Here is a 12,302-nt window from a genome sequence, read left to right as displayed (position 1 = left end):
CGTGCTCACGAGCCCGGCCGGCCGGGCCATTCCTTCCCGGCCCACGGGTCGTAGTCCGCGATGAGCTCCTCCTGGGCGGGGCGCTCCGGCTCGGGAACGTGCTGCAGGTTCACCCGGACGCGGTACCACAGCGAACTGGACCCACGCATCCCGTCCACCATGATGTCGGCCGGACTCAGGGAAGGAACGACGGCGGCGTGCCGGGTTTTCCATTCGTCCAGCGCCGCCAGCGCCTCCGGCTTGGTCCGGGTGCGCGCCACCTCAATCAACGGCATCGCCGACTGCCTCCGGCCTGATCCGTTTCCGGCGCGCGGCGCCTTCTCCGCAGGCCCCAGTTCCTTCGCCAGCGCGAGCAGCCCGTCAAGCTTGCCCACGGCCCCGTCGATGCCTGCGTGCGGGTCCCCGATGTCCGCGAACCGCTTGAGCACTGTGGGGACAGTGAACTGCCCTGGCCGGGCGGTCCGCATCTCCTGCCAGGTCAGTGGCGTCGAGACCCGGGCATCGGGCAAAGGCCGGATCGAGTAGGCCGAGGCCACTGTCCGGTCCTTGGCGTTCTGGTTGAAGTCCACGAACACGCTCTCGCCGCGTTCCTCCTTCCACCACCGCGCGGTGGCCAGGCCCGGAGCGCGGTTTTCCACTTCGCGCGCCAGCGTTTCCGCGGCGAGCCGCACGTCACGGTAGGACCACTGCGGTGCGATGCGCACCAGGACGTGCAGCCCCCGCGACCCGCTCGTCTTCGGCCAGCCCACCAGGCCGACGTCGTCAAGGACCTCCTGCGCCACGTAAGCGACGTCCACGATCTGCGTCCAGTCCACGCCCGGCATCGGATCGAGGTCCACGCGCAGCTCGTCCGGATGTTCCAGGTCCCCGGCGCGTACGGGGTGCGGGTTCAGGTCCAGGCAGCCAAGGTTGACCACCCAGGCAAGGCCCGCGGCATCGCGGATGACCGCCTCCTCGGCCGACGTGCCGGAGGCGTAGTGCAGCGTGGTGGTGTCGATATACGGGGGATGGTTTTCCGGCACCCGCTTTTGGAAGAACGGCTCGGCGTCGATGCCTTTCGGGAAGCGCTTGAGCACCATCGGCCGGCCGCCGGCGCCCCGCAGGGCACCCTCGGCGACGGCCAGGTAATACCGCACCAGGTCCAGCTTGGTCAGCCCCGGTTCCGGAAAGACCATCTTGTCGGGGCTGGAGATGCGCACCTCAACACCCTCGATGTCCAGGACTTCGGCCGGCGTCTTTGACGGAGTCATGCCGCCACGGTAGCAGCGGCCCGGACCGCTGTCAGCCGTTCACCGGCGCCCGTCGACCAGGCGCCTGGCCGCCGCCGAGTGCTCCGCGATCAGCCCGGCCACGTCCAGCCCCGGGATCTGCCCGTCCACCACCCGCCATTGCCCGGCCACCATCACCCGGTCCGCGCGGTCCGCCGCGCACAGCAGGAGCGCCGCGACGGGGTCGTGGCTTCCGGAGAAGCGCAAGTCGTCCAGCGTGAACAGGGCGAGGTCGGCCTGCATCCCCGGCGCCAGCTGACCGAGTTCCGGCCGGCCCAGCACCGCTGCCGAACCACGGGTGGCCCAGCCCAGCGCCCGCTCCACGGGAACGTCGGCGCCGTAGCGCAGGCGCTGCAGGTAAAGCGCCTGCCGCGCCTCCAGGATCATGTTGGAGGCATCGTTCGACGCCGAGCCGTCCACCCCCAGCCCCACCGGGACTCCCGCGTCCTCCAGTTCCAGGACCCGTGCCGTGCCGGACGCGAGCCGCATGTTGGAGGTGGGGCAGTGCGCGACGCCGGTCCCGGCCTGGCCGAGGCGGCTGATCTCGGCGTCGCTGAAGTGGATGCCGTGCCCCAGCCAGGTGCGGTCCGTCAGCCAGCCCACGCTGTCCAGGTAGTCCACCGTCCGCAGCCCGAACATGTCGCGGCAGAAGTCCTCCTCGTCCAGGGTCTCGGCCAGGTGGGTGTGCAGGCGGACGTCCAGCCGCTCGGCGAGCGCGGCGCTTTCGGCCATGATCTCCTTGGTGACCGAGAACGGCGAGCAGGGTGCCAGGGCAATGCGGATCACCGCATCCGCGCCGCGCTCGTGGTACCGGGAGATCAGGCGCTCGCTGTCCGCCAGCACCACCTCTGGATCCTGCACCGTTGACTGCGGCGGCAGGCCGCCGTCGTCCGTTCCCAAAGTCATCGAACCGCGGGTGAGCGTGGCGCGCATGCCCAGCCGCCGGACTGCTTCCACTTCGATGTCGATGGCATCCTCGAGCCCCGCCGGGAAGAGGTAGTGGTGGTCGGCGGCGGTGGTGCAGCCGGAGAGCAGCAGTTCTGCCAGGGCCACCGTGGTGGCAAGCTCAAGGTCCCTGGGGGTCAGCCGGGCCCACACCGGGTACAGGTTCTGCAACCAGGGAAAGAGCGGGGCGTTCGCCACCGGGCCCCAGGCGCGGGTGAGCGTTTGGTAGAAGTGGTGGTGCGTGTTGATCAGCCCTGGCAGCAGGACGTGGCTGCCGGCGTCGAACACCTCGGAACAGGGGGCGGACGGCTGCCCGCCGGCGGCGAGGACCTCGGTGATGACGCCGCCGCTGACCACTATCCCGCCCGAAGCGTCGAGGGAATTGGCGGTGAAGGCGGCCTTCGGGTTGCGGATCCAGAGCCGGGATGCGGGTGCAGGGGAGGGGTTGGTCATGGGCTGTCCTTGTCTGAGCAGGCTGTTGGTCAATCCAGCTCAGTGAGGCCCTGTCTGCTGATCCAGGGGCCCGGCCGCCGAGGCGGGGCTGCGGCCAGCCGGGTCCGCTCAGCGTAGGGAACCCCTGCGCCCCCGTCAACGCCCGCGGAATGTGACCGGAAGCAGTTGGAAGCGCGAAACATGGATTTCACATTGCGAAATTAAATTTCCAGAAAACTATGGCGTGGCCCACAAACCGGTGCTAATCTCGATTCTGCCAAAGGCGGGCACCCGGTTCCGGGAGGCTATCTACCAGGCGCAACTTAACCTTCACAGCACATGCTGAAGCCTGGTAACCGTTCGCACCTGGTTCTACTGGTCCTGCGCGGCAACAGGCTTCCCGGCAAAAGGAAGTCGCATCATGAGTACCACCGTCACGGCCGAACAGTTCCTGGCCAGATCCATCAGGCTGGCAACGGCCAACGTCCTCAACAGCGGCGGGCCCTTCGGCGCCATGATCGTTACCGCGGACGGCAAGACCTTCGACGGCGTCAACCGCGTCACCGCCGACAACGACCCCACCGCGCACGCAGAAGTCACCGCGATCCGCACCGCCTGCCGCGAACTGGGCACCTTCGACCTCAGCGGCGCCGTCCTCTACACCAGCTGCGAGCCGTGCCCCATGTGCCTGGCCTCCGCGCTGTGGGCCCGCATCAGCCGCGTTGTCTTCGCTGCAGACCGGCACGACGCCGCCTCTGTCGGCTTCGACGACGCCGTCTTCTACGAATACTTCGACAACCAGGACAGGGATTCCCTGATGCCGGTCTCCAAGCTGGTGCTGGGCGACCCCCAGGCCCCCACCCCGCTGGAGCCGTTCAACACCTGGAACACGCTCGAATCCAGGATCGACTACTAGGGCCCGGTGGCTGAGATGACAATCCTGGACAATTCCGCTGAAAAGCAGGCTGCGCTCCTCCCCAAGGGAAACATCAGCGCAGAGCCCGCAGCGGCACGCGAAACGCAGACGGCAGCCGGGCGCAAACAGCACGGCATCCCCCCGGCGCCGGACTCCCTCCTTGACCGCTTCTTCCACATCAGCCGGCGCGGCTCAACGCCGGGCCGGGAAGTCCGCGGCGGCCTGGTCACCTTCTTCACCATGGCGTACATCGTCATCCTGAACCCCCTCATCCTGGGCGGGTTCAGCGCGGACAACGCCCCCACCGACGTCGCCGGAGGATGGCTCTCCGCCGCCCAGGTGGGTGCCGTCACCGGCCTCACCGCCGGCGTCATGACCATCCTCTTCGGCCTCATCGCCAACCTGCCGTTCGGGCTCGCCGCGGGACTGGGCATCAACTCGTTCCTGGCCGTCTCGGTGATCCACGAGGTCACCTGGGCCGAAGCCATGGGCCTGGTGGTCATCAACGGCATCCTGATCGTGCTGTTCGGCGTCACCGGGGCCCGGACCGCGATCTTCCGGGCCGTGCCCAAGGAACTCAAGGCCGCCATCACCGTCGGCATCGGCCTGTTCATCGCCTTCATCGGGTTCGTGGACTCCGGCTTCGTCCGGCCCACCGCGGGCGGTCCCCCCGTCCAGCTGGGCGACGGCGGCTCCATCACCTCCGTGCCCACCCTCGTCTTCGTCGTAGGGCTCCTGGCCATGGGCATCCTGGTGGCCCGCAAGGTCCAGGGCGGCCTGCTCATCGGCATCGTCGGCACTACCGTGCTCGCCGCCGTCGTCGAAGCCTTCATGAAAATCGGCCCCGCCAGCGCCACCAACCCCGGCGGCTGGCACCTGAACACCCCCGTCCTCTCCGGCCAGCTGGTCTCGGCACCGGACCTGGGCCTGGTGGGCCAGTTCGACCTCTTCGGCTCCTTCGGCAGGATCGGCGGGCTCGCCGCCACCATGCTGGTGTTCACGCTGGTGTTCACCAACTTCTTCGACGCCATGGGCACCATGACCGGCCTGGCCAAGAGCGCCGGGGTCGCCCACAAGGACGGCACGTTCCCGCGGCTTAAGTCGGCCTTCATCGTGGAAGGCTTCGGCGCCGTGGCAGGCGGGGCAACCTCAGGCTCCTCCAACACTGTCTACATCGATTCCGCTGCCGGGATCGGCGAAGGCGCCCGCACAGGCCTGGCATCGGTGGTGACGGGCCTGCTCTTCCTGGGCTCGATGTTCCTCACCCCGCTCACCAGCGTGGTGCCGCTGGAGGTCGCGGCCGCCGCCCTGGTGGTGGTGGGCGCGATGATGATGGCGCAGATCCGCGAAATCAAGTTCACCAAGTTCACCGTGGCTTTGCCGGCCTTCCTCACCATCGTGACCATGCCGTTGAGCTACTCGATCGCCAATGGCATCGGTGTCGGTTTCGTGAGCTGGGCAGTGATCGGGGCGGCGTCCGGCAAGGCGAAGAAGATCCATCCGCTGATGTGGGTGGTGAGCGCCGGCTTCCTGGTGTACTTCGCCCGCGGGCCGATCAACGCCCTGCTGGGCGGGTAGCGCTGCGCCTGCTTCCCCAACCCATCCTTCCGGAACCCCCTGGAAGGACCGACAATATGGACACCACCTCGCGGAAGGAGCGCCGCCATGCTTGACCTGATCCCGTTGCCCGAGAGCTGGGTGCACGGACTTCTTCGGCAGCGTTTCGCCGTGGCCACGGTGGTGGCGGCCTCCGGCTCGGTACCCCGCCCGGTGGGAACGTCCATGCTGGTCAGCGGCTCGGGGGCTGTGCTGGGCAGCCTCTCGGGCGGCTGCGTGGAGGGCGCGGTGGTGGCGCTCGCGGAAGAGGCAATGGACGACGGCGTCCCGCGCCGGAAGACCTTCGGCTTCAGTTCCGCGGACGCCTTCGCCGCCGGCCTCACCTGCGGGGGAGTGCTGGACGTCCATATCGAACCGGTTGCCGCGGCCGGCGACGGCCCCGAAAACCCGCTGCGGGCGGCCCTGCTGGACCTCGCAGCGGCCGGACCCGCCGTGCCCGTGGCACTGGTCCGCGGGCCCGGCACCGGCGGGGGCGCCGCCGTCGTGATCCATGACCCCGCCGCATTCCGGGCCGGCGCGTTCCCTGAACTGGAAGCGCTGATGCATGGGGAAGCCGCACTGCAGGTGGAAGCCCTGGTCCGCAGCGGCGGCGCGGGCCTGGTCCGGCCGGCCCGGGAGGGCAACTGCCCTCCCGGCCGGACGACCCATGCCGGGGCTACGCAGCGGGATGCCGGCGAACCCATGATCCTGGTGGAGTCCCGGCTGGCGCCGCCGCGGATGCTGGTGTTCGGCGCCAACGATTTTGGGGCCGCGCTGGTCCCGGCCGCCAGGCTGCTGGGCTACCACGTGACCCTGGTGGACGCCCGGCCGGCCTTCGCCTCCCAGCCCCGGTTCGCCGCCGCCGACCAGGTGGTCACGGACTGGCCGCACCGCTACCTGGCCGCGGAATCCGCCGCCGGCCGCCTGGACAGCCGCACCGTGGCGGCCGTCCTCACCCACGACCCCAAGTTCGACCTCCCGCTCCTGGAAACTGCCCTCGCGCTGGAGCTCGCCTATGTGGGCGCCATGGGGTCGCGCCGCAGCCACCTGCAGCGGGTGGACGACCTCCTGGCCGCGGGCATCCGGCCCGAGCGGATCGCCCAGCTGCACTCACCCATCGGACTGGACATCAACGCCGTCACCCCGGCCGAGGTGGCCGTCTCCATCACCGCCGACATCATCGCCGCCCGCACCCGGACCGCAGGCTGCACGCCGCTCCGGGACACCTCAGGCCCCATCCACCAATCCGCGCCGCAGGCGCCCGCAGACTTTGACACACAGGAGATCGCATGGACATGAACACCATCGAGGCGGTGGTCCCCACCACCGACCCAGCCCAATGGCGCCAAGGCGACGCCTGGCTGGCCGGCGGCACCGTGCTCTTCTCCTACGGCAGCTATGCCTTCGGTCCGCAGCCGCTCAAGCGCCTCCTGGACCTGGGGTCCGCCGGATGGGAGCCGGTCACCGTCACCGACGCCGGGATCGAACTGGCCGCCACCTGCACCATCGCCCAGCTGTACAGCCTGCCGGATTCGCCGGAGGTGTCAGGCCGTGGCTGGCCTGGCCTGGACCTGGTCCGCGCGTGCTGCGATTCGTTCGTGGCCTCGTTCAAGGTGTGGAACATGTCCACGGTGGGCGGGAACCTCTGCACGTCGCTGCCCGCCGGTCCCATCATTTCGCTGTGCGCGGGCCTGGACGGCACGGCCACCATCCTGGCTCCCGGCGGCGCCAGCCGCACCGTCCCGGTGGCGGAGTTCGTCACCGGGGACGCGGCAAACTGCCTGGCACCCGGGGAACTGCTCCGCAGTGTCCAGCTCCCGGCGTCGGCCCTGTCCTCGAGGGTGGCTTTCCGCCGCCTGTCGCTGAGCAACCTGGGCCGGTCCGGGGTGTTGCTCATCGGAAGGCTCGACGACGGTGCGCTGGTCCTGACGGTCACGGCGGCCACCAAGCGGCCCGTCCAGCTGCGCTTCGACGAACTTCCGGACGCCGGGCGGCTCGCCGAGTCACTCATCGGCGCAATTCCCGCGCACCTTTACCACGACGACATCCACGGGCTGCCCGCCTGGCGCCGCGACATGACCTACCGGCTGGCGGAGGAAATCCGCGCCGAACTCGCCGCACCCGACGCGGAGCCCGGGTTGAAGGTCTCCGGCGATTTCTGGCCACCGGCGCACCGCCGCACCGGTGCCCAGCAACTTAACGCACAGCAGGAAGGGGCCTGAGCATGGCCATCGAGATCAACGGAACGGCAGCCGACGCCGCTCCCCGCCCCGGCCAGTGCCTGCGCACGTTCCTGCGCGAGCAGGGAACACTCGGGGTCAAGAAGGGCTGCGACGGCGGCGACTGCGGCGCCTGCACCGTGCACGTTGACGGAACACCCGTCCACAGCTGCATCTACCCCGCCGTCCGGGCCGAGGGGCACGCCGTCACCACCATCGAGGGGCTTGCGTCTGCTGCGGGCGGCGCCGGACTGCACCCCGTGCAGCAGCAGTTCCTGGAGCGGCAGGGCTTCCAGTGCGGCTTCTGCACGGCCGGCATGGTGATGACCGCTGCCACGTTCGACGACGGCCAGAAGGAGAACCTGCCCCGGAACCTCAAGGGCAACCTGTGCCGGTGCACCGGGTACCGGGCCATCGCGGACGCCGTCTGCGGGGATGCCGGCCACCCCGATCCCGCCGGCCAGGGATCCGGCATCGCCGGCCCGGGCCAGCCCGATCCCGAACCCGGACAGCTCGGCGACGACGTCCCGGCCCCGGCCAGCCGCGCCGTGGTCACCGGCGCTGCCCGCTACACCCTCGACGTTCCCGCGGACCAGTTGCAGGGCCTGCTGCACCTGAAGATCCTGCGCTCGCCGCACGCCCATGCCCGCGTATTGTCCATTGATACTGACGCCGCCCTGAAGATCCCGGGAGTGGTGGCCGTGTTCACCCACCAGGACGCCCCGGCCCAGCTGTTCTCCACCGCGCAGCACGAACTGTTCACCGACGACCCCGACGACACCCGGGTGCTGGATGATATGGTGCGGTTCCGCGGCCAGCGGGTGGCTGCCGTCGTGGCCGAATCCGTCGGCGCCGCCGAAGCCGGTGTCCGGGCCCTGCAGGTGGAATACCAGGAACTGCCCGCCGTGTTTTCACCGCAGGACGCACTGTTGCCCGGTGCTCCGCTGGTCCACGGGGACAAGGACGCCGCAGGCTCCCGCATCGCCGGACCGGACCGGAACGTGGTGGCCGAGCTGCACTCCGAACTGGGGAGCGTGGCTGACGGGTTCGCGGCGGCGGACTTCATCCATGAGCAGACCTACCGCACCCAGCGCGTCCAGCATGTCGCCCTGGAAACCCACGCTGCCATCGCCTCGGTGGACGCCGAGGGGCGCCTCCAGGTCCGCACCTCCAGCCAGGTTCCGTTCCTGGTGCGCCGCATGCTGTGCCGGGTGTTTGGCCTGGACGAGGACCGCGTGCACGTGGTGGCAGGACGGGTTGGCGGCGGCTTCGGCGGCAAGCAGGAAGTGCTGACCGAGGACCTCGTGGCGCTCGCCGCCCTCGCCTTGAAGCGGCCGGTGCAGCTGGAACTGACCCGCACTGAACAGTTCACCGCCACCACCACCCGGCACCCGTTCACCATCAAACTGAAGGCCGGTGCCGTCAAGGACGGCAGGCTCACTGCCCTGGAACTGGACGTGGTGACCAACACCGGCGCCTACGGCAACCACGGACCCGGCGTCATGTTCCACGGCTGCGGCGAGTCCCTGGCGGTGTACAACTGCGCCAACAAGAAAGTGGACGCGCGCTCCGTCTATACGAACACCGTGCCGGCCGGGGCCTTCCGGGGCTACGGGCTGAGCCAGATGATTTTCGCCATCGAGTCCGCGATGGATGAGCTGGCCGCTGGGATCGGGATGGACCCGCTGGAGTTCCGGCGGCGGAACATGGTCCGCGAAGGGGACCACATGCTCTCCACCCAGCCGGACCCGGAGGAGGACGTCCACTACGGCAGCTACGGCCTGGACCAATGCCTGGACCTGGTGCGCGACGCCCTGGACCGCGGCAAGGAACGGTACCGGGAAGCGGGCCTGGATGACCTTGGCCCGGACTGGATGGTGGGTGAAGGTGCGGCCCTGTCCATGATCGACACCGTGCCGCCGCGCGGCCACTTTGCCCATTCCCACGTCCGGCTCCTGCCGGACGGAACGTACCAGGCCGACGTCGGGACCGCCGAGTTCGGCAACGGCACCACCACCGTCCATGCCCAGCTCGCCGCCACCGCCCTGTCCACGGACGCGTCCAGGGTGGCGGTGCGGCAGTCGGACACCGACCTGGTGGAGCACGACACCGGTGCGTTCGGTTCCGCCGGTACCGTGGTGGCGGGCAAAGCCACCCTCGCCGCGGCGGAAGAGCTGGCGGTGAGGATCCGGGCGTTTGCCGCCGGGATCCGGCAGACCCAGGCGTCCGCCTGCGTCCTTGACGGCGACGCTGTGGTAATCGACGGGACTCCCGTGGCCCTGGCTGAACTGGCGCAGGAAGCCGCGGATGCCGGCGTCGAACTCGCCGCCGAAGGCCGCTGGGGCGGCACCCCGCGCTCTGTTGCGTTCAACGTCCACGGCTTCCGGGTGGCGGTCAACCGGGGCACGGGCGAGCTGAAGATCCTGCAGAGCGTGCAGGCGGCCGACGCGGGCGTCGTCGTCAACCCGCGCCAGTGCCGCGGGCAGATCGAAGGCGGCATCGCGCAGGCCATCGGTGCCGCGCTGTATGAGGAAGTAGTGATAGACGACGCCGGGAAGGTCACCACGGACATCCTGCGGCAGTACCACATTCCCACCTTTGCGGACGTGCCGCGCAGCGAGGTGTACTTCGCGGACACGAACGACAAGCTGGGCCCGCTGGGCGCCAAGTCGATGAGTGAAAGCCCCTTCAACCCGGTGGCGCCGGCGCTGGCCAACGCCATCCGCAACGCCACCGGGGTCCGGTTCGCGTCCCTGCCCATTGCCCGGGACCGGATCTACCTGGGGCTGAAGGACGCGGGATTGGTGCCGGCGCGGGATCACGCTGTGGGCAGGATCTGACCCCGCGTTGCATCGTTGCATATAGTCGGGGGATGGAACAACGGATTTTAGGCAAGACCGGACGCAGCGTCTCCATCGTGGGGCTGGGGACGTGGCAGCTCGGCGCGGACTGGGGCAACGTGGACCCGGCCCAGGCGCAGGCCATCCTCGCGGCTTCCGTGGAGGCAGGAGTCACCCTCTTCGACACCGCCGATGTCTACGGCGACGGCAAGAGCGAGCAGGCCATCGGGAAGTTTCTCGCGGACAACCCCGGCCTCGGCGTCACGGTGGCCACCAAGATGGGGCGGCGGATGGAACAGCGGCCGGAAAACTACAACCTTGCCAACTTCCGCCAGTGGGTGGACCGCTCGCGGAAGAACCTCGGGACGGACACACTGGACCTGGTCCAGCTGCACTGCCCGCCCACCCCGGTTTACAGCTCCGATGAGGTGTACGACGCCCTTGACACCCTCGTGGCCGAAGGCGCGATCCGCAACTACGGCGTCAGTGTGGAGCGGACGGACGAGGCGCTGGAGGCGATCCGGCACGAGGGCACCGCATCGGTCCAGATCATCCTCAATGCTTTCCGGCTGAAGCCGCTGGACGAGGTCCTTCCCGCCGCCAAGGCCGGCGGCGTCGGCATCATCGCCCGCGTGCCGCTCGCCTCCGGCCTGCTGTCCGGCAAGTACTCCAAGGACACCAGCTTCGCGGAGAACGACCACCGGAACTACAACCGCCAGGGTGAGGCCTTCGACGTCGGTGAGACCTTCTCCGGCGTGGACTACGAGCTGGGCCTGAAGGCCGTGGCTGAGTTCGAACAGCTGGTGCCCTCAGGAGCCACTACCGCGCAGGCGGCGATTGCCTGGATCGCGGCGCAGGACGGCGTCACCACCGTCATCCCCGGCGCGCGCACCGTGGAGCAGGCCCGCGCCAACGCCGCCGCCGCAACGGTCAGCCTCAGCAAGGAGTTCGACGAGGGCGTCCGCTGGATCTACGACCACTACTTCCGCGGGGCCATCCACCCGCGCTGGTAGCAGCTCGCAAGTGACGGGCATGCGGACAGAGCCCGGCATCACCGCGTTCGTCGAGCGGCTCGCCGGCGCGGAGCTGGGTCCTGCGTGCACCAACTTCTTCAACCACGCGGTTCCGGAGAATGCACTGCGCCGGCGAAATCTGGAACTCTATCTGCAGGAGATGCTGGACCGGCAGCCAAACGTGTTGCTGGTGGGGGAGGCCCCCGGCTTCCGGGGCATGCGGATCACCGGAGTTCCTTTCACCAACCGGACCATCATGGAAGGTCCTGCGAACAGCTTCGGACTCTTCGGACCAGGCAAGGGCTACGTGCTGCCGCCGGACGCTGCAGGGGTTCCAGCCGAGCCAACGGCGACGGTGCTGTGGCAGGTCCTGGCTGAGCTCGACTTCCTTCCGCTCCTGTGGAGCGCCTTCCCATGGCATCCGCACCGGCCCGGGCTGCCACAGACCAATCGGACACCCAGGCCGTCCGAGACGAAGCTGGGGACGCCGTTCTGGCAGGAACTCTCGGAGTTGTTCGGCATCGGCACCCTGGTGGCCGTGGGCAACGTGGCGCAGCACAGCCTGCAGCGTGCTGGCCTGGATGTCCCGAAGATCCGGCATCCGGCCCATGGCGGCCGCACAGGCTTCAAAGAGGGGCTGCAGGAACTGCTGGAGGACTGGGTGCAGGCTTGAGCTGAACTCTTCGCAGTCAGAATGTCGTACCCCATTGCCATGATGTGTTTATGGGGAAAGCGGCGGTGGCTAAGGCATATGCGGACATCCGTGCCGCCCTTGCTGTGCTGAACGCGGAGGTTGAAGGGTCCGGTTGCGAGCCGTTTTCTGGGGTGGATCCGTTGGCTGGTTTGGCGGATGGGTGCCTGGATATTCTTGCGGGTGTGCGGGAGGTGGAGGCCGGGTTCGCGGGGTTGAAGGCGAAGGCCGCGGTGACGTACGCGGACAGCGCCCATGCTGTGGCGGGGCCGGCTGTGCCGGTGAAGGCGCGGGAGATGGCGGTCGCGGCGGAGATTGGGTGTGTCCTGGCTTTGGGGCCGCGGGCGGCGGGGTCGTTCCTGGCAACGTCCCACGCCGTGGT

General features: G+C 69.1%; 9 protein-coding genes and 1 pseudogene. 8 read left to right on the top strand and 2 right to left on the bottom strand.

The features are described from left to right. Nucleotides 1–5: 5 nt before the first annotated feature. Nucleotides 6–1,250: a non-homologous end-joining DNA ligase gene (gene ligD, locus ACYSM9_RS16130; protein WP_461857970.1), complete on the bottom strand. Its 1,245-nt coding sequence runs from the start codon at nt 1,248–1,250 to the stop codon at nt 6–8. Nucleotides 1,251–1,289: 39 nt separating this feature from the next. Continuing rightward, nucleotides 1,290–2,666, bottom strand: coding sequence for an 8-oxoguanine deaminase (locus tag ACYSM9_RS16125; RefSeq protein WP_461857969.1), 1,377 nt, complete (start codon nt 2,664–2,666; stop codon nt 1,290–1,292). 400 nt (nt 2,667–3,066) lie between these two features. Between ACYSM9_RS16125 and ACYSM9_RS16120 the strand changes: the two genes are divergently transcribed. From ACYSM9_RS16120 to ACYSM9_RS16085, 8 genes and pseudogenes are all read left to right on the top strand, one after another. Continuing rightward, a complete protein-coding gene (locus ACYSM9_RS16120) occupies nt 3,067–3,561 on the top strand; it encodes a nucleoside deaminase (RefSeq protein WP_461857968.1) in 495 nt (164 codons plus the stop codon). Between the two features lie 6 nt (nt 3,562–3,567). Beyond that, entirely contained in the window at nt 3,568–5,139 is a 1,572-nt protein-coding gene (locus tag ACYSM9_RS16115) for an NCS2 family permease (RefSeq protein ID WP_461857967.1), read from the top strand. Between the two features lie 87 nt (nt 5,140–5,226). Then, complete coding sequence (locus ACYSM9_RS16110; protein WP_461857966.1) at nt 5,227–6,456, top strand: XdhC family protein; 1,230 nt, start codon at nt 5,227–5,229, stop codon at nt 6,454–6,456. After that, nucleotides 6,447–7,379, top strand: a complete 933-nt coding sequence (locus ACYSM9_RS16105; RefSeq protein WP_461857965.1) for an FAD binding domain-containing protein — start codon at nt 6,447–6,449, stop codon at nt 7,377–7,379. Before ACYSM9_RS16110 ends, ACYSM9_RS16105 begins: the two co-directional genes overlap by 10 nt. A 2-nt stretch (nt 7,380–7,381) precedes the next feature. Further along, nucleotides 7,382–10,216: a molybdopterin-dependent oxidoreductase gene (locus ACYSM9_RS16100; protein ID WP_461857964.1), complete on the top strand. Its 2,835-nt coding sequence runs from the start codon at nt 7,382–7,384 to the stop codon at nt 10,214–10,216. Between the two features lie 32 nt (nt 10,217–10,248). Then, nucleotides 10,249–11,229 (top strand): aldo/keto reductase, encoded by a 981-nt coding sequence (locus tag ACYSM9_RS16095; RefSeq protein WP_461857963.1) that lies wholly within the window; start codon nt 10,249–10,251, stop codon nt 11,227–11,229. Nucleotides 11,230–11,248: 19 nt separating this feature from the next. After that, nucleotides 11,249–11,902 carry a uracil-DNA glycosylase gene (locus ACYSM9_RS16090; RefSeq protein ID WP_461857962.1) on the top strand — a complete coding sequence of 218 codons (654 nt, stop codon included), beginning with the start codon at nt 11,249–11,251 and terminating at the stop codon, nt 11,900–11,902. A gap of 50 nt (nt 11,903–11,952) precedes the next feature. Then, nucleotides 11,953–12,302, top strand: a pseudogene (locus ACYSM9_RS16085) (HNH endonuclease signature motif containing protein); the annotation flags it as partial.

Source organism: Arthrobacter sp. C152 (assembly GCF_054890965.1).
Note: the sequence above shows the minus strand (reverse complement) of the source record. Positions and strands in the feature narration are given on the sequence as shown.

Coding starts and splice junctions, on each gene's coding strand:
- ACYSM9_RS16105 (WP_461857965.1), top strand. CDS start 6,447: ATGGACATGAACACCATCGAGGCGGTGGTCCCCACCACCGACCCAGCC.
- ACYSM9_RS16090 (WP_461857962.1), top strand. CDS start 11,249: ATGCGGACAGAGCCCGGCATCACCGCGTTCGTCGAGCGGCTCGCCGGC.
- ACYSM9_RS16095 (WP_461857963.1), top strand. CDS start 10,249: ATGGAACAACGGATTTTAGGCAAGACCGGACGCAGCGTCTCCATCGTG.
- ACYSM9_RS16100 (WP_461857964.1), top strand. CDS start 7,382: ATGGCCATCGAGATCAACGGAACGGCAGCCGACGCCGCTCCCCGCCCC.
- ACYSM9_RS16110 (WP_461857966.1), top strand. CDS start 5,227: ATGCTTGACCTGATCCCGTTGCCCGAGAGCTGGGTGCACGGACTTCTT.
- ligD (WP_461857970.1), bottom strand. CDS start 1,250: ATGACTCCGTCAAAGACGCCGGCCGAAGTCCTGGACATCGAGGGTGTT.
- ACYSM9_RS16125 (WP_461857969.1), bottom strand. CDS start 2,666: ATGACCAACCCCTCCCCTGCACCCGCATCCCGGCTCTGGATCCGCAAC.
- ACYSM9_RS16120 (WP_461857968.1), top strand. CDS start 3,067: ATGAGTACCACCGTCACGGCCGAACAGTTCCTGGCCAGATCCATCAGG.